Source organism: Marinomonas pontica, from assembly GCF_036322735.1.
GTDB lineage: Bacteria > Pseudomonadota > Gammaproteobacteria > Pseudomonadales > Marinomonadaceae > Marinomonas > Marinomonas pontica.
Map to the genome: position 1 here is coordinate 653560 of NZ_AP027271.1, position 17225 is coordinate 670784.

15 protein-coding genes are annotated in these 17225 nt (G+C 46.0%); 11 read left to right on the plus strand and 4 right to left on the minus strand.

The window, feature by feature from the left end; all coding sequences use genetic code 11:
* A complete protein-coding gene (locus tag AABA11_RS03055; protein WP_265729098.1) occupies positions 1–2091 on the minus strand; it encodes a bifunctional rhamnulose-1-phosphate aldolase/short-chain dehydrogenase in 2091 nt (696 codons plus the stop codon).
* 235 nt (positions 2092–2326) lie between these two features.
* Here AABA11_RS03055 and AABA11_RS03060 point away from each other — a divergent pair, with 235 nt between their 5' ends.
* The 8 genes from AABA11_RS03060 (at position 2327) to AABA11_RS03095 (ending at position 11052) form a co-directional block, all read left to right on the plus strand.
* Positions 2327–3109 carry a DeoR/GlpR family DNA-binding transcription regulator gene (locus tag AABA11_RS03060; RefSeq protein ID WP_265729097.1) on the plus strand — a complete coding sequence of 261 codons (783 nt, stop codon included), beginning with the start codon at positions 2327–2329 and terminating at the stop codon, positions 3107–3109.
* Positions 3110–3171: 62 nt separating this feature from the next.
* Positions 3172–4167 (plus strand): rhamnose ABC transporter substrate-binding protein, encoded by a 996-nt coding sequence (rhaS, locus tag AABA11_RS03065; protein ID WP_265729096.1) that lies wholly within the window; start codon positions 3172–3174, stop codon positions 4165–4167.
* Between the two features lie 238 nt (positions 4168–4405).
* Positions 4406–5920: a sugar ABC transporter ATP-binding protein gene (locus tag AABA11_RS03070; RefSeq protein ID WP_338265263.1), complete on the plus strand. Its 1515-nt coding sequence runs from the start codon at positions 4406–4408 to the stop codon at positions 5918–5920.
* On the plus strand, positions 5914–6912 hold the full coding sequence (locus tag AABA11_RS03075) for an ABC transporter permease (RefSeq protein ID WP_338265265.1): 999 nt from the start codon (positions 5914–5916) through the stop codon (positions 6910–6912). The genes AABA11_RS03070 and AABA11_RS03075 overlap by 7 nt, the downstream gene beginning before the upstream one ends.
* Before the next feature lie 8 nt (positions 6913–6920).
* Positions 6921–7940: an ABC transporter permease gene (locus AABA11_RS03080; RefSeq protein WP_338265268.1), complete on the plus strand. Its 1020-nt coding sequence runs from the start codon at positions 6921–6923 to the stop codon at positions 7938–7940.
* Complete coding sequence (locus AABA11_RS03085; RefSeq protein WP_338265270.1) at positions 7937–9646, plus strand: L-rhamnose mutarotase; 1710 nt, start codon at positions 7937–7939, stop codon at positions 9644–9646. The genes AABA11_RS03080 and AABA11_RS03085 overlap by 4 nt, the downstream gene beginning before the upstream one ends.
* Positions 9647–10144: 498 nt before the next feature.
* Positions 10145–10591, plus strand: a complete 447-nt coding sequence (locus AABA11_RS03090; protein WP_265729091.1) for an antitoxin Xre/MbcA/ParS toxin-binding domain-containing protein — start codon at positions 10145–10147, stop codon at positions 10589–10591.
* Positions 10591–11052 carry an RES family NAD+ phosphorylase gene (locus AABA11_RS03095; protein WP_338265275.1) on the plus strand — a complete coding sequence of 154 codons (462 nt, stop codon included), beginning with the start codon at positions 10591–10593 and terminating at the stop codon, positions 11050–11052. Before AABA11_RS03090 ends, AABA11_RS03095 begins: the two co-directional genes overlap by 1 nt.
* 38 nt (positions 11053–11090) lie before the next feature.
* On the opposite strand, the gene AABA11_RS03100 is transcribed toward AABA11_RS03095, so the two are convergent.
* Positions 11091–12239, minus strand: a complete 1149-nt coding sequence (locus AABA11_RS03100; RefSeq protein ID WP_338265278.1) for an alpha-hydroxy acid oxidase — start codon at positions 12237–12239, stop codon at positions 11091–11093.
* A gap of 114 nt (positions 12240–12353) precedes the next feature.
* Here AABA11_RS03100 and AABA11_RS03105 point away from each other — a divergent pair, with 114 nt between their 5' ends.
* Positions 12354–13253 (plus strand): LysR family transcriptional regulator, encoded by a 900-nt coding sequence (locus AABA11_RS03105; RefSeq protein WP_338265282.1) that lies wholly within the window; start codon positions 12354–12356, stop codon positions 13251–13253.
* Positions 13254–13415: 162 nt separating this feature from the next.
* On the opposite strand, the gene AABA11_RS03110 is transcribed toward AABA11_RS03105, so the two are convergent.
* Together AABA11_RS03110 and AABA11_RS03115 are read right to left on the minus strand one after the other, a co-directional pair.
* On the minus strand, positions 13416–14366 hold the full coding sequence (locus AABA11_RS03110) for a sugar kinase (protein ID WP_338265284.1): 951 nt from the start codon (positions 14364–14366) through the stop codon (positions 13416–13418).
* A gap of 133 nt (positions 14367–14499) precedes the next feature.
* Positions 14500–15516 carry a LacI family DNA-binding transcriptional regulator gene (locus tag AABA11_RS03115; protein WP_338265286.1) on the minus strand — a complete coding sequence of 339 codons (1017 nt, stop codon included), beginning with the start codon at positions 15514–15516 and terminating at the stop codon, positions 14500–14502.
* 112 nt (positions 15517–15628) lie between these two features.
* Between AABA11_RS03115 and AABA11_RS03120 the strand changes: the two genes are divergently transcribed.
* The gene (locus AABA11_RS03120) at positions 15629–16705 is read left to right on the plus strand and encodes a zinc-binding metallopeptidase family protein (RefSeq protein WP_265729080.1); all 1077 of its coding nucleotides are present in this window, start codon (positions 15629–15631) and stop codon (positions 16703–16705) included.
* A gap of 116 nt (positions 16706–16821) precedes the next feature.
* Complete coding sequence (locus AABA11_RS03125; protein ID WP_338265289.1) at positions 16822–17172, plus strand: DUF6172 family protein; 351 nt, start codon at positions 16822–16824, stop codon at positions 17170–17172.
* Positions 17173–17225 lie beyond the last annotated feature (53 nt).

Consider the following 17225-nt stretch of genomic DNA (forward strand, 5'->3'; position numbering starts at 1 on the left):
CTAGCGAGTAAATGACGGCGCATGACCGGCATCCACATTCAGGATATTGCCTGTCGATTTAGACGACGCATCAGATGCAAAGAAGTAAATGGCCTCGGCGATGTCTTCAGGGAAAACATTTAGCTTCAGCATGCTGCGCTGGCGGTAGTGTTCTTCTAAATCATCGGTCGACAGTTTGTACGCACTGGCTCTTTCTTCTTTCCATTTGCCTGTCCAGATCTTTGATCCTCGTAATACCGCATCAGGGTTGACCACGTTTGAACGAATGCCAAGCGGTGCACCTTCTAGAGCAACACAGCGAGCAAGCTGAATTTCAGCCGATTTTGCAACGCAATAGGCGCTGGCGTTTGCACTGGCAACCAAACCGTTTTTACTGGCAATAAATACCATGTTGCCGCCCATGTTCTGTTGTTTTAGCAGACTAAAGGCTTCACGAGCAACTAAGAAGTAACCAGTTGATAAGATGCTTTGGTTTTTATTCCATAGAGCAAGAGTGGTTTCTTCTAATGGCGCAGAAGATGCGATGCCTGCGTTGGAGACAACAATATCCAAACCACCAAAGGCAACAGCGCAATGTTTCACTGCACGGATAACATCGTCTTCGTTGGTGACATCCATCTTGATACTAGACGCGCAATCTTTGCTAAATTCGCTGTTCATATTCGCCTGAGCGGTTTGCAGAGCGTCTTCGTCTATGTCCATCAATACGATATTGGCACCTTCTTTGGCGAGACGTTTTGCCGTCGCAAGGCCAATGCCGCCCGCTGCACCCGTCACCAAAGCGATATGGCCTGCTAAGGATTTTGGTTTTGGCATACGTTGTAGTTTGGCTTCTTCTAATAGCCAATATTCAATATCGAAGGCTTCTTGTTCTGGCAAGCCAACATATTCGCTCACACTGTCTGCGCCACGCATGACATTAATGGCGTTAACGTAGAATTCCCCTGCGATACGAGCGGTGGCTTTGTCTTTGGCAAAAGACAGCATGCCGACGCCAGGTATCAAGTAAATCACTGGGTTTGGATCACGCATGGCTGGGCTGTTGTCGCGTTTACAGCGGTTGTAATAGCCCGCGTAATCGTCACGGTAATCGGCAAGGCTTTTATCCAGTGACTCAATGACTTCGTCTAGGTTGTCTTTTTGTGGATCATAAGCCACCACAAATGGACGAATTTTCGTGCGTAAGAAGTGATCAGGACAAGAGGTACCAAGTTTGGCGAGACGGTCTAAGTCTTTAGAATTGACGAACTGCAACACTTCGTCGGACGCATTGAAGTGACCAATTTGACGTTGTTTTTCGCTGGTTTTACCACGAATGAGTGGCATTAAGCTCGAAACCACTTGTTGGCGTTTGTCGTCTGGTAAGGTTTTAAATAATTCGCCACCAAAAGCGGCTTTGCCAGCACTTTTCTGTTCTAGCCATGTTTGCGCTTTGTTAATAATGTTCAGTGAGTTTAGGTAGCAGTCTTTGTTGCCATTTGACCAAGTAAATAAGCCGTGACTTTCAAGGACGACACCTTTCAGGTGTGGGTTTTCAGTGGCGATTTTATGTAAATCCATGCCCAACTGAAAACCTGGGCGACGCCAAGGAAGCCAGCCAATCTCGCCGTTGAAAATCTCTTCTGTGAGTTGTTTGCTGTTTTTGCTTGCCGCAATAGCAATCACCGCGTCTGGGTGAAGGTGGTCTACATGAAGGTAAGGCAAATACGCATGAAGTGGTGTATCGATACTGGCGGCGCGGGAGTTTAGGTTATAAGTACAGTGAGGCAGGTAAGCTACCATTTCATCTTCAAATTCTACGCCGCGGTAAAGCGGTAAAAGCTGATTTAGCTTATCCATATAAAGTGTTGAAAAGCCATCTAACCCCATGGAGCCAATGTCGCCGCCAGAGCCTTTTACCCACAATACGGTGGTTTCTTCGCCTGTAAGAGGGTCGTCCATTTGCAGTTTTGCTGAGGTATTGCCGCCACCGTAATTGGTCACGCGCATGTCAGAACCAAGCAAGTTCGATCGGTATTGCAATAATTCTGGTTCGCTTAGAAGAGCTGCTTCAGCATCGTTCCAAAGGTTGGGAAGTAAGTTAGTAGACATCGTTTAACCTCAAGTTTCGTCTTTTAAATAGCCTAAAACGTTGTTTTCAGGCTGTTTATCAAAGACTTTAAATTTATTTTTGTTATGCACAATCAGCGGGTTAGAATGATTGATAATCTTCATACTAGAATAAAAATAATCATTTTCAAGCATTTTTTATCTTTTTAGTTATTTTTTGATTGATAGTGCTTGATAATGATTGAAAATAAATTATATTGAATATCGAGGATGATCGATGCACGAGATTGAAAGGCACAGAGTGATCCTGTCGGAAGTAGAAGCTCGACCTATTGTGACGGTGGCGCATCTAGCAGATGTGTTAGGTGCTTCCGAAGCAACAGTACGAAGAGATATCAGCTTTCTGGATAAAGAAGGAAAACTGCGTCGGGTGCGAGGAGGGGCGGAAGCCATTAATCCTCCTTCTGATGTGAGTTTATTGGGACGGCCGTACTCGGTTAGTCAAACGATTAACACGGACATAAAGCGCTGTATTGCCAAAGCGGCTGTGGATTTATTATCGGACAATATGTCAATAATGATCAGCGGTGGCACAACGACATCGGCTATGTCTGAGTATATGCGTGGCTTAAAGCTGCAAGTGCTGACCAATTCGTTTTCTATTGCTGATCAATTGATTAAAAAGAGTAAATGCAGCGTGACCGTGCCGAGTGGCAAAATCCATCGGGAGCAGAACATTATTTTGAGTCCGTTTCCGAATGATATTTCCAATCACACGTACGCTGACATTCTTTTTATTGGTGCATACGGTGTTAATTCTCATGGTGTGATGGAGACAGACCCACAAATCGTACAAGCGGTGATGAAACTGATAAATCGAGCAGATCAGCGGGTGCTTTTGGTTGATAGTACAAAGTTTCAAAACCGATCAAGTATGATCATTTGTCCTTTATCACAGATAGATATCGTCATCACGGATGATGGAATAGATAACAAGAGTAAAGAAGTGATCGAATCGGCAGGCTGTCGTTTGATCATAGTAGAAAAACAAAAACAATAAACCGCGTCTCTGATCCAACAATTTCCTGTTGTGTGATGATGAGCGCGCTCTTGGAGATAATTATGAAAAATAAACTCATCACGGCATGTGTGTTGGCTTCTGCAACTTTATTTGCTTCTGGTACGTATGCAGCGGATCAGGTTCGAGTGGCGTTGTTAGTGAAAGCATTAGGTATTGGTTTTTTCGAAGCGGCGTACCGCGGTGCAGAAGAAGCTAAAAAAGAGTTAGGCGATGTGGAGATTATTTACACTGGGCCAACTTCGACCACAGCTGAAGGCCAGATTGAAATCATCAACTCACTAATCGCACAACGTGTTGATGCTATTGCCGTATCAGCAAACGATGCGGATGCCTTGGTTCCTTCCTTGAAAAAAGCGCAACAGCGCGGTATCAAAGTCATTTCTTGGGATTCTGGTGTTGGCAAAGACGGTCGCCAAATCCATTTGAACCCTTCTAGTAACAGCCTAATTGGTGAAATGAATGTGCAACTTGCTGCTGATGCCATCAAAGCTAAAGGCAAAAAGTCTGGTACTTTTGCCATCCTGAGCGCAACGCCAACCTCGACCAACCAAAATATTTGGATTGGTGAGATGAAAAAATCCCTTAGCAAATTCCCTAACCTAAAACTTGTCGATACGGTTTACGGTGATGACTTAGCGGATAAGAGTTTCCGTGAAGCCACTGCCTTGATCAAAAATCACCCAGATCTAGATGTCATCGTGGCACCAACTACCGTTGGTATTTTGGCCGCAGCGCAAGCTGTTAGCGATTTGGGATTAACAGGCAGAGTCTATGTGACAGGTTTGGGCCTACCTTCTGAATTAGCAGGTCATGTGCATAGTGGTGCCATTCATAGCTTTGCTATCTGGAACCCAATCGATCTTGGCTATTCAGCAACCATGCTGGCTTACAACCTTGTGAAAGGTAAAGGTACGAAAACCGAGATTCCAATGGGTCGTATGGGTACGCTTGAAGTAGACAAAAATGGTGACGGCGCAATGGCGAAGCCCTTTATCTACGATGCTTCAAACGTTGATGAATTCTCTTCAATTTTCTAGTAGCTATTGACCCCCTCCCAGCCCCTCCCTAGCAGGGGGAGGAGCTAAGAGCTTTTATTCCCTCCCGTTATGAAGGGGAGGGCTAGGGTGGGGCTTTAGAACAGACCCCCTCCCAACCTCCCCCTTAGCAGGGGGAGGAGCTAAGAGCTTTTGTTTCCTCCCCTTATGAAGGGGAGGGCTAGGTTGGGGGGTTACTCGTTCAATAATGTCATAATGAATAACAATAAGAGCAGCCGTTATGAACAATGCAATTTTTAGTCTAAAAAAGGTGAGTAAGGTTTTTCCAGGCGTGAAAGCGCTGGATGGTGTCGATCTTCACCTTTATCCTGGCCAAGTGACCGCTTTGATCGGTGAAAACGGCGCAGGTAAATCGACTCTAGTAAAAACCATGACTGGCATTTATCAGCCGGATGGTGGGGAAATTATTTTTAACGGTAAGCCTGTGCAGTTTCACTCCCCTCATGATTCCCATGCTTTAGGTATTACAGCGATCCATCAAGAAACCGTGTTGTTTGATGATCTGACGGTGGCGGAAAATATCTTTTTGGGCAATTACCCAATGAAAAAAGGCCCGATGACCAAACGTTTTTCCATTGATTGGCCTGCGATGGTGACGCGTTCACAAGAAATTTTATCCTCTATTAACGCTCAGATGGATCCTAATCAAATCTTACGCGAATTAAGTATTGGCCAAAAACACATGGTCGGTATCGCTCGCGCTTTGTCTGTTGATGCCAAAGTGGTGATTTTAGATGAGCCAACAGCGGCGTTGTCTCATCATGAAATTCATGAACTTTATGAATTGGTAAATACTTTAAGAGATCAAGGCAAAGCGATTCTTTTTATAACCCACAAATTTGATGAAATTTTTACCTTGGCGGATCGCTATACCGTGTTCCGCGATGGCAGTTTTGTGGGCGAAGGTTTTATTAAAGACACGAACGAAGCACAGTTGGTGGAAATGATGGTGGCGCGCAGTATCGAAGCAACGTACCCCAAAAAAGACGTAAAAATTGGTGAAACACTTTTAGAAGTGAGTAACTTATGCCACACAACGGAATTTGCCGATATTAGCTTTAATCTGAAAAAAGGCGAGATTCTTGGCGTCTATGGTCTGGTAGGTTCGGGCCGAACGGAAGTGATGCAGGCTTTGTTTGGTACCACGGATCATGTGACTGGCTCAGTTAAAATGAATGGCAAAGAAGTGATCATTCACTCACCCAAAGAGGCTATCGATAACGGCATTGTGTATGTGCCAGAAGAGCGTCAGAAACAAGGCATAGTGCTTGAATTACCCATTTATCAGAACGTTAGTTTGCCGCAGATGGAACGTTTAGCGAAGCATGGGCAAATCGACCAAGAAGGCGAAATGGCGCTGGCTCGCCAATATTGTGAGCGTTTGCAGGTTAAAGCGTCTTGTTGGGATGAAAAGGTGATGAACCTCTCAGGCGGCAATCAGCAAAAAGTCGTTATCGCCAAATGGCTCGCCACTAACCCGAAAGTGATTATTTTGGACGAGCCAACCAAAGGCATCGATATAGGATCGAAAGCCGCGGTGCATGAGTTTATGTCTGAGCTGGTGGATTCTGGCTTGTCTGTGATCATGGTGTCGTCGGAATTACCGGAAATTCTTGGTATGTCAGATCGTATATTAGTGATGAACGAAGGTCTAATTGTCGGTGAGTTATCACGTGCTGACGCGACACCTGAGAAGGTGGTTTCTCTTGCCACGGGAGGCAGTGTGACATGCTAAAACGTTTAATTTACTCCCGTGAAGGCGTGCTCAGTATCATTGTGCTGGCGATGTTTTTTGGTGTTGGCGTGATCAGCCCTGATTTTATTAGCCTGTCGAACAGTGTCAGTATTTTCAATGATACTTCGATTCTGATCATGCTAGCGCTGGGGCAAATGTTGGTGATTCTAACCCGTTGCATTGATTTGTCTGTGGCGGCCAACGTGGCATTTACTGGCATGTTTGTCGCCATGGTGAATCAATATTTCCCAGAGCTTCCTATGGCATTATTGATATTTTTATCGCTGTTTATTGGCGCTTTGTTGGGGGCGATTAATGGCTTATTTGTTTGGCTATTAAAAGTGCCTTCTATTGTTATTACTCTCGGAACCATGAGTATTTATCGCGGCGCGACGTTTTTATTATCAGACGGTGCGTGGGTGAATTCTCATCAAATGAGCGAGTCTTTTATAGGCTTGCCCCGCTATGAAATTTTATCTATGCCCGTGCTTGGCTGGATGGCCATTGCCGCCATTATTCTATTTTTCTGGGCAATGAAGTTCAGTGTATGGGGGCGTAATTTTTATTCGGCTGGTGGCAATCCTATGGCTGCTTTCTATTCCGGTGTGAACGTGGGTAAGGTGCAGTTTTATGCCTTCTTAGTGTCCGGTACCTTGTCCGGTTTGTGCGGGTATTTGTGGGTATCGCGTTTTGCGGTTGCCTATGTGGACGTAGCCAATGGCTTTGAACTGCAAGTAATCGCGGCGTGCGTGATTGGTGGTGTGAGTATTGTTGGCGGTTTGGGCTCTGTGGTGGGCTGTGTGATTGGCGCTTTGTTTATCGGCGTGGTGAATAACGCCTTGCCAATTATTGGTGTCTCACCGTTTTGGCAAATGGCGATTTCAGGTTTGGTCATTATTATCGCCGTCATTGCCAATGCAACATCTGGCAAAGATAAGGCGCGGATTATCTTACGAACCCCCAATGCAAATGACGAAATACGAGCTAATTAGAGGCGCATATGGATACAACAATAAAAAAATCAGCAACGCCGGATTCAATGTTTACCAGCAAACTACAGGGCTTGCTACGCTGGGAAAGTTTTTTGGTCTTGATTGTCTTTTTAGTCTGCGTGATGAATTCTTATCTATCACCTTACTTTTTAGATCCTTGGAATCTATCTGATGCGACCTTTAACTTTACCGAAAAAGCTTTAATAGCATTGCCAATGGCAATGCTGATTATCGCCAAAGAAATTGATATTTCTGTGGCGGCCATTATCTCGCTTTCCAGTACCTTGATGGGGTTAGTCGCACAAATGGGCGCACCCGTTTATGTAGTCGCATTTGTCGGTGTGTTCGTCGGTGCTGGGTGTGGATTAGTAAATGGCGTACTGGTGACACGATTTAATATCCCCTCTATTGTGGTGACCATTGGCACCATGAGTCTGTTTCGTGGCATCAGCTACATCTTGTTGGGTGATCAGGTAATTCGTGAATACCCAGATGGCTTTGAGTTTTTTGGGCAGGGTTATGTGTATTGGGTGTTCTCATTCGAGTTGGTGCTGTTTGCTTTTTTTGCTTTAGTTTTTTATTGGCTACTTCATCGGACTACATTTGGTCGTTATACCTACGCGATTGGCAATAATCCGACAGCGTCTTATTACTCTGGCATTAAAGTGAATAAGCATCGTCTAATTTTGTTTACTTTGGTGGGAATTATGTCTGGCGTAGCCGCAGTGCTGTTAACCTCTCGACTGGGGAGCACGCGTCCAAGTATTGCTATGGGTTGGGAGCTCAGCATTATTACCATGGTGGTTCTAGGAGGCGTGAGCATTCTTGGCGGCAGTGGAACCATTGCTGGCGTGGTGTTGGCGGTGATCCTAATGGGCTTGGTCACCTTTGGTATGGGGCTGTTGAATATTCCAGGCATCGTCATGACGATTATCGTTGGCGTGATGTTGATTACGGTCGTGAGTTTACCAGTGCTGATTACTTTATATAAAACTTCCCTTAAACGAAAAGAGGCAAAAGCGTTATGAGATATGCCTCAGTGATGTATTTGCACAAAGGCTGTGAAGAAGAATACAAAAAACGTCATGATGAACTTTGGCCAGAATTGGCGGAGCATCTTAAGCAACATGGCATCCGTAATTATTATATTCACTTGGATGCTAATGAGAATGATCGAAACGAAAACCGATTGTATGCCACTTTCGACGCAGACGATCTGGATGCACAATCATTAGCTGATCATCCTGTTATGCAGCGCTGGTGGGAATACATGGCGGACATTATGGAAACCAAAACACCATCGTTTGAACCTGTCGCCGATGCGTTGCAAGAAGTGTTTCGTTTTAATGTGTTGCAGCCTGATAAAACGCGCGTGGTAGCGGTGTTAGACATTGGCAAAACCAACATTAAGATTTGCCTGATGGACGGGCAAACTGGCGCGTTATTGCATATTGAAAAACGTGTTAATGGCGTAGTTGACGCGCCGCCATATCCGCATGTGGATGTGGATTCTATTTGGCAATGGATCAAAGACACCCTTGCCGATTTAGCCCAGCGCTACTTTATTGCCAGCATTGCGATTACCACACATGGGGCAACCATTGCCTGCATGAAGGGCGAGCAGCTTGCCTTGCCGATTCTGGATTATGAATACGATGGTGTGTCTGAGTTAAAAGAAGAATACGACGCTGCACGCCCATATTTTAGTGAGTCTTTTAGTCCGAGATTGCCCCAAGGCTTGAACCTAGGTGCGCAATTGTTCTGGCAGCAAAAGCGCTTTGCAGATGAGTTCGCAACAGTCGATTCATTACTTTTGTATCCGCAATATTGGGGCTATAAACTCAGTGGTAACAAAGCTGCCGAAGTGACCTCATTGGGTTGCCACACAGACCTTTGGAATCCGACCAGCTGCCAGTTTTCTACTTTTTGCGAACAGCAAAAGTGGGCGGAGCGCTTTCCAGAAGTGATCGAAACTGGCGCGAAGCTTGGCACTATTTTGCCAGACTTAGCCAAAGAAACTGGCTTACCAGCGAGTTGCGTTATCTTCAACGGTATACATGACTCTAACGCTTCGTTGGTGCCTTATATTGGCCAGCCGATGGAAAAGCTCACTGTCGTGTCTAGCGGTACTTGGACGGTTATCGCTACCATCAATGGTAAGCTGGGTTCATTACACGAAGACAAAGACATGCTTGCCAATGTGGACGCTCTTGGTCGCGCCACGCCGACGATTCGCTTTATGGGTGGACGTGAATGGGAGCAGCTGCGCAGCGACAGCAAAGCCACCTTGAGCGATGTGAACTTCATTTTAGAAAACGGTATTTTGGCGATGCCTGCCTTTGCCAAAGGCGGCGGGCCATTTGCCCATTGTGAAGGGCGTATTATTGATCGCGGTATTACATTAACGCCTGCTCAGCAGTCTGCTTTAGCCGATGTGTATGTGGCCTTGATGACGGATTATTGCTTGGATCTAATGGACACCAGCAATACTGTGATTGTCGAAGGCGCGTTCAGCAATAACCTCAACTTCCTCACCTTATTGGCTTGCATGCGTAGCCAAAATGAAATCTACGCCTCTCGGGATGTTACCGGCACCTCCGGCGGCGCGGCATTGCTGTCTAACAAGAGCCTAAAACTAAAAGGCCGGCTCAGCCTCGCTTTGTGTGACGCGCAAATAAAACCGCTGCTAAACCTGTATCGTCAGCAATGGCGGGACTTAGTGGGGGAGTTGTAGCTTTTGCTAAAATTAATTTATTCGGGTTTAATTCCTCGTCGCTTGCGGCGTAAATAACTAAAACTCAGCCTTGTCATTCCCGCGAGGAAGGTTGTCACTAAACGACTTTCGTCGATCTTGTAGGTCGCGCCTTTAGGCCGACAAAAAAGCTGTGACGATGAATTTCGTCTTGTCGGGCAGAAGCCGCGACCTACAAAACTTATTCAACTTACACTCACTATTTTTTACGGTACCCTGCTTTGAGGGGATGACGTATGAACAAAATTTAGCATTGTTTGAATGGTACACCGATACCTCGGCCTTTGGGGGGGGCATTAGCAATCTCAGTTCTATCGCTTTGTTGATGGAAAAGTCACACTAAACGAATTTTGAGTTTTTTACCCAGAGCGGAAAATTGTAATTTGATCCGATTGGATAATCAGAGAAAAGTATAGTTTTGCGCATTTTGAGGCGAGTGCTACAATAAATGTTGCAACTGCATCATAATTTGGAGGTTTTATGGCAATTCGAGCTTTTAAACCCAGTAAAAAAGAAAAAGTAGGACTTCTGCCTGCATTAGCCTTGTCTAATGATCCAGTGAGTGCGTCAAATCAATTAGCAGAAGGCTTCGATTTTGCTTTTCTTGGACGCATTGTTAAACAGGCACAGATCAAGCAGGCTACCGTGCTGAAAGCGGCAGGAGTGGATAGAGGGACTTTAAGTCGCCACACTAAAGCGCGTACAAAATGGACTGGAGCTTCTGCAGTCAAAGTTTATAACGCTGCTCGAATCATTGATGCAGCATTAAATTTGTTTGATCAAGACCAACAAAAAGCTGAAAACTGGCTCAATACACCAGCCATTGCGCTCGGTGGCATAAGCCCTGCTGATTACGCGAAATATCCGCTAGGGCAAGAAGCGGTGATAGATCTTATTGGTAGAATTAAACATGGGGTAATCATCTAATGAAGCTCTATCGTTTGTGCAAAATGGAGTTTGCTGATACGGCATTTGATGGTTATGGCGCAAGAACTTATGGCGGTCGTTGGAACCCAAAAGGATTTGATTGTGTGTATTTAGGTGAATCAAAGTCTGTCTGTCTACTTGAAACGGTTGCGCATTTAACGGATGCAAAAGCCCTAGATCAGTTCGCGATGTTGTCTATCGATGTTCCAGAAGAACTGATCATGGCGTTTCAAGAGAGTGATTTACCAGAAAATTGGAGAGATTATCCAGCTCCGCAAGAATTAGCCGATATGGGGGCGGAATGGCTAGAAAGTGCTGAAAGCCTTGTCTTATTGGTGCCCAGTGTTATATCGGGAGACTTTTGTGCGTTACTAAATCCCAAACACCATAAATGTCTAGAATTTACGGCGATTGCTCAACGAGTCGCGTTCTCTATCGATCCAAGATTAGCTCTACGGTAGTAGTCGCAAAGCTAATCTACGAATCAAGTTATTCTAGTCTAAGACCGAAACCGCAAATTATCCTTCGTCAGTTGATCAATTGATGTTTTGCCCATGAGTTTCATGTCCCGTTCGAGTTCGGCTTTCATGAGTCCAAGTGCGCGTTCAACGCCAGGTTGTCCGGCTGCGGCAAGTGGGTATAAGTACATGCGGCCGATGCCGACGGCTTTGGCGCCAAGAGATAAGGCTTTAAGTACGTGGGTGCCCCGTTGGACGCCGCTGTCGAAGATGACATCGATTTCATCGCCTACTTCATCAACGATTTCTGCGAGCTGATCGAAGGAGCTGCGCGAGCCATCCAGTTGACGTCCGCCATGGTTGGAAATGATCACGCCAGTGCAGCCAATCTCAACTGCTTTGCGGGCGTCTTCTCGGCTCATGATGCCTTTCAAACAAAACTGGCCGTCCCAGAATTTCACCATTTCCGCCACGTCATCCCAGTTCATCGATGGGTCGAGCATGTTGGTAAAATAGTCGCCAATCGATGTGGCACCAGAACCCATGTCTATGTGTTCTTCAAGCTGCGGCAAACGGAATTTTTCATGGGTGACGTAGTTAATGCCCCACATGGGTTTGAGGACAAATTGCAGCATGCCTTTTAGGTTTAATTTAAAAGGAATGGCGAAGCCTGTACGAAGGTCGCGTTCTCGGTTGCCGCCAGTAATGGAATCGACTGTTAACATCATCACTTGCACGCCTGCGTCTTTCGCCCGCTGCATCATGGCGCGGTTCAGTTCGCGATCTTTATGAAAGTAAAATTGATAGACCTGAGGTGTGGTGGTTTGCTTGGCTATCTCTTCCATGCTCACTGTGCCAAGGGACGACACGCCAAACATGGTGCCGTATTTTTCGGCAGCATTGGCAACGGCTCTTTCACCATCGTGATGGAATAATCGCTGCAAGGCTGTTGGCGAACAGTAGATTGGCAGGGCGAGTTTTTGTCCCATCACGGTAACGGACAGATCTACGTCTTTTACGCCAGTGAGAACACTGGGCACTAGGTCGCAGGTTTCAAATGCAGCCGTGTTGCGGCGGTAGGTTGTCTCGTCGTCGGCGCCACCATCAATGTAATTGAAGATCGGGCTTGGTAGGCGTTTTTTGGCTAGGGTGCGAAAGTCTTGGAAGTTGTGGCAGTCTTTGAGACGCATGGATTCTGCTCCTTTTATTTTGTTCATTCACTATAGTCTCAGTTCTATTTATAATAAATACGACATAAACTAATAAACTCTTTCTAAAAACGTCTTAATTAAAAGGACACGACATTGAACGCAGCCGATTTAACGCTTTTCGTGAACGTTGCCGATGCGGGTTCGTTTAATAAAGCAGCGCAGCAAGCGGGTCTATCGACGCCAGCGTTGAGCAAACGAATTAGTAAGCTGGAACAAGACCTAGGTGCGCAGCTAATTCATCGTACTACAAGACGACTCAGCCTGACCGAAGCGGGGGAGAGCTTGTACGTTCACGCCAAGAATATAGAAGGCCAAGTGAGCGATGCGATTGCTTCTGTGTCGGCATTTAGTCAAGGTCTCACAGGCACAATAAATATGTCCGTGCCGACGATTTCTGGGGAATTGCTATTGGCGGAAGCGGTGGCGGAGTTTTGCCAAAAATACCCTAATATTACCGTGGATATGCGCCTTGAAAATGACTTTGTGGATCTGGTTGGCGAAGGATTGGATCTGGCGATTCGAACCGGCAAGTTGGAAGATTCCAGCCTAATTGCTAAGCCTTTGATTCAATCAAATTGGGTGGTCTGTTGCTCGCCAAGTTACATTCAGCGACATGGTGAAGTCGGTGATCTAGAGGCCCTGAAAGATCATAATTGCTTGGCTTACACCTACCAAGCCCAAGGCTCGTTTGATTGGCGCTTTACTCGAAACAACATTGAAGAAAGTGTACGTATCAGCGGCAGTTTTGCCACAAATAACGCCCAAGCATTACGCAAGGCCGCTTTGTCGGGTTTTGGCATTGTTTATGTGCCGCGTTGCAGTGTGTATGAAGATTTGCAGCAAGGTAAGCTGGTTGCTATTTTGACGGATTACCAACCACGCCGACTGGGCGTTTACGCTATTTACCCCTTTACCAAATACCTGCCGGAAAAGCTTCGCTTATTGATTGAGCATATCAAACAGGCGTATCAAGCTAAGAGCGAATATTTCTGATCGAGATCAAGAGGCATTTAATAGAGTGTAAGATCCTGTAAATTCTGTCTTCTTTTAATTCGCGACGCTGTTTATTACAGGAGTATTTTTGGTTTCCTTGATATCTGGTGTAGCAATGACAAAAAGGGAAAAACAATGTGTTTTTCCCTTTTTGTTTTATGGCTATTCTAACCCGATCAATTGGTTTCGAGTAGGCAATCCTTCGCTGTCACCCCGTACTTGTACGGTTAGGGAACCCAATAAATTACCGCGACGAGCAGCTTGCTCCATGGTTTTTCCATCGAGTAAGGCCGATATCACACCGACTGCAAAGCTGTCGCCAGCGCCGACTGTGTCGACCACTTTTTCCACTGGGAAGCCTGCAACCGTTCCTGATTCAACTGTACTGGTTTTGAAATACGCGCCTTTGCTGCCGAGTTTAACGATCACGGTTTTGACGCCATGCTGGAGATAAAAGTCTGCAATCACTTCAGGTTGGTCGCTACCCGCGAGGATTTTACCTTCTTCTATACCTGGCAAAACAATGTCGCTGGCAAAGGCAAATTCATTAATGGCTGCCACCATGGTCGCTTGATCTGGCCACAAAGTCGGGCGCAAGTTGGTGTCGAATGAGACGCTGCAGCCTTGCTCTTTTGCGAGCCTTAAGGCGTGCTTTGCGGCGTCGCGCATTGGCATCGAGACGGCTGCGGCAACGCCAGTAAGATGTAAGTGAGTGTTTGTTTTAAATAAGCCGCTGTCTATGTCGACAGTGCTCAGTGTTGACGCCGCTGAGTTGCGACGGAAGTATTCTACTTTAGGGTCACTGCCGTCGGTAACGTTCGATTTCAGCATGAAGCCAGTAGCATGGTTCGTACTTTCAGAAATCCAATCGGTACGAATGTTTTCTTTGCTGATCGCTTGGCGAATAAATTGACCAAAGCTGTCTTTGCCCACCTTACTGATGTAACAGGATTCAAAACCCAAACGTGCCATACCGATGGCGACGTTGACTTCGGCTCCAGCTAAAGAGCGTTGGAACTCTTCAATTTCAGCCAGTTGGCCTGGTGTGTTGGCCACAAACATGGCCATGGCTTCACCCAAGGTGACAAAGGTGTGTGTTTGCGTATTTTGCATGTGGATTGCCCCTGACGTTTTTGTGTTTACGGAGGTCAAAAAGTGTTCGAGAAAAGTATCATGGAATCGGTTCCATGAATAGCAAGAAAAGTACTTTCATGCTGTTTGAGTGGCTTTATGGGTGATGTGTCTTTTAAAGAGAGTGTCGAATAACGAGTTCGGCTTTGAGCTTGATGTGTTGTGCGGCTTCGTTGTTACCTTGGACTCTAGCAAGCAATCGCTCGCAAGCGGTTTGACCGATGAGTTGTGTTGGCTGGCGCATTACGGTGATGCCGCCTTCGAACAGTTGTGCCCATTCTGGGTCGTCTATGCTGATGAGACCAATTTGCGTGCCGATACGAATATCTAGCTGTTTCAAAGCTTTTGCAGTGCTCATCATGGCGACCCCGTTGGTGGTGAAGATGGCTTTTTTACGTTTTGGGTGAGTGCTTATAAAACGTTCGATGGCATTGATAAGAACGCTATGGCTCAATTTTTCGATTTCAATGACATCGCAGGGCATGTTGTCGTGTGCTTTGGTGAAAGCGCGAATAGCATCGACCCTTGCTTTGCGCGGATCAATGGTAATGGATTCGGTCACCACTAAAATGGCGTCGTAAGCCTCAGTGAGTAAGTGTTCGCAGGCCTCGTTTACAGCGGCTTCGTTGTCGAGCCCAATGGCGTCGAATCCTAACGAGGTATTGATTCTATCAACCAGTACTAAGGGGCAAGGCAGGCGTTTCAAATTACTGACTTGTTTTTGTGCCATGCCCGCTGTGTTAACTATGATGCCATCGACTCGATGAGCCTCTAGAAGAGACAAATAACGGTCTTGTAATTCGTCTTGGTTGTCTGTGTTACAGACCATTAGCATGTAGCCTTCTTGGCGGCAAACATGCTCGATACCTTGCAACACTTCGATGGAGTAAGGGTTGGTAATATCAGCCAGTAACAGTCCAATTAGCTTAGAATGTCCCGCTCTGAGCATCCGAGCTGAATGGTTAGGACGAAAATCCAGATGAGCGATGGCTTGCGCGATTTTTTCTCGTAGCTCTTCGGATAATTTATCTTGTTCCCCATTGAGGTAACGTGAAACACTGGTCTTACCCACTTTGGCGTATTTTGCAACGTCGGAAATGGTGGTGAAGTTTTTGTTGTTTTGCTTCAGCAATGTGTTGTCTCAATGGTTATTGTAGCGAGTCGTTAGATAGGCGTTTTTGGGTACTGTAAACTATGATCCTAGCTTGGCGCAATCGCGCTCAATTTTTGGTAGCAGGCGTTTTATGAAAATCTTCAGTTGTCAGCAATGTGGTCAAACCGTGTTGTTCGAAAATACTCATTGTGAACAATGTTCTTCTTCGTTGGGTTTCTTACCTGATCAATTAGAGCTCAGTGCCTTGCAGTCCGTGGATAACGCATGGCATGCACTGGCAGACACATCGGTTCCAGCGAAGCGTTGGTATTATTGCGAGAACCATCAGCATCAAGTGTGTAATTGGATGGTTGAAGAAGGCGGCAGCACATTTTGTGTCGCCTGTGAGCTAAACCGTCACATCCCAAACCTAGAGAAAGTAGAAGAGCGCCAAGCTTGGCAACAGCTGGAGTTCGCTAAGCATCGTCTGGTGTATTCTATTTTGCGTCTTGGGTTGCCATTGGTTAGCAAGAAGAGTGAACCGGAAGATGGCTTATCTTTCGATTTCATTTCAGAAAATAACGTCGTACCAGAGGACGCGAGTGCCATGACAGGGCACGCCGCAGGGCAAGTGACAATCAATGCTGCTGAGGGCAATACGGTTGACCGAGAGCAAATGCGCGAAGACATGAACGAGTCTTATCGGACGGTCATTGGCCATTTTCGTCATGAAGTAGGCCATTATTATTGGGATTGGCTTATTTTGGAAGATGAGGACGCGCTGGCTGAGTGTCGTGCCATTTTTGGGGATGAGCAGGCGAGTTACGCTGATGCGTTAGAAGCCCACTACAAAACGCCGAATGCCAATTGGCAGCAATCGTTTGTGAGTGTCTACGCGTCTTCTCATCCTTGGGAAGATTGGGCGGAAACATGGGCGCATTATCTGCATATTATCGACACATTGGAGATGGCGAGCGACTTTGGCTTCAGTCTTCAGCCTATTGCGGACAGTAGAAAAAACCTAGCCGTAATGGTGAATATTGACCCTTATCGACACGACAATTTTGATGACATTCTCGCGCAGTACGTACCGTTGACGTTTGCCGTAAATAATTTGAACAGAGGCATGGGGCAACCTGATTTATACCCTTTTGTTTTGGTACCCGCGGTGCGTGAAAAGCTGTCGTTTATCCACCGTTTACTGACGCCATACCGTCATAAGCGATAGGCGCGTTGGGAGGCTCATTTGGTGTGATTCATGGCAACTAATAAGGCGATCCGTTATCATGCTCGGCAATGGGAATGTGTTCGCCACTTCCTGACTTTTAATCCCTTAGGATCCCAATGAAAAAGACCTTTAAACTATCTCATCCGACTATTAAATACCCACGTTTAATTGAAGCAACAAAGCACGAAGTCAAAAAATACCTGAAAAGAGAGCGTAACAAAAAATTGCCAGAATACGCTGACTTTTGGGGGTTTGATTGTCGTTTTGGTCAAACAGAAGACAGTGCGGAAGAGATTCATGTCGCTCAAATCAATGAAAAAATCAGCTTTGCTGAAAGCCAAGAATGGACTCAGTTTTACCTTGAGATTTTGGCGGCTCCAGCGCAACGCGCAAAACGTGATACGCTGGAACAAGACGAAGCGCAAGAAGGCGAATTTGAAGAGCAAGACGGTGACGAAGAACGATAAGTTCGCCGTTTATTGTGGATGATTTGATATTAACGTGAAAAGCCAGGTCACGC

Bases quoted from the DNA above. Each gene is read 5' to 3' on its own strand.
- rhaS (WP_265729096.1), top strand. From the start codon at position 3,172: ATGAAAAATAAACTCATCACGGCATGTGTGTTGGCTTCTGCAACTTTA.
- AABA11_RS03075 (WP_338265265.1), top strand. From the start codon at position 5,914: ATGCTAAAACGTTTAATTTACTCCCGTGAAGGCGTGCTCAGTATCATT.
- AABA11_RS03060 (WP_265729097.1), top strand. From the start codon at position 2,327: ATGCACGAGATTGAAAGGCACAGAGTGATCCTGTCGGAAGTAGAAGCT.
- AABA11_RS03055 (WP_265729098.1), bottom strand. From the start codon at position 2,091: ATGTCTACTAACTTACTTCCCAACCTTTGGAACGATGCTGAAGCAGCT.
- AABA11_RS03095 (WP_338265275.1), top strand. From the start codon at position 10,591: ATGAAGCTCTATCGTTTGTGCAAAATGGAGTTTGCTGATACGGCATTT.
- AABA11_RS03090 (WP_265729091.1), top strand. From the start codon at position 10,145: ATGGCAATTCGAGCTTTTAAACCCAGTAAAAAAGAAAAAGTAGGACTT.
- AABA11_RS03100 (WP_338265278.1), bottom strand. From the start codon at position 12,239: ATGCGTCTCAAAGACTGCCACAACTTCCAAGACTTTCGCACCCTAGCC.
- AABA11_RS03125 (WP_338265289.1), top strand. From the start codon at position 16,822: ATGAAAAAGACCTTTAAACTATCTCATCCGACTATTAAATACCCACGT.
- AABA11_RS03080 (WP_338265268.1), top strand. From the start codon at position 6,921: ATGGATACAACAATAAAAAAATCAGCAACGCCGGATTCAATGTTTACC.
- AABA11_RS03120 (WP_265729080.1), top strand. From the start codon at position 15,629: ATGAAAATCTTCAGTTGTCAGCAATGTGGTCAAACCGTGTTGTTCGAA.
- AABA11_RS03085 (WP_338265270.1), top strand. From the start codon at position 7,937: ATGAGATATGCCTCAGTGATGTATTTGCACAAAGGCTGTGAAGAAGAA.
- AABA11_RS03110 (WP_338265284.1), bottom strand. From the start codon at position 14,366: ATGCAAAATACGCAAACACACACCTTTGTCACCTTGGGTGAAGCCATG.
- AABA11_RS03070 (WP_338265263.1), top strand. From the start codon at position 4,406: ATGAACAATGCAATTTTTAGTCTAAAAAAGGTGAGTAAGGTTTTTCCA.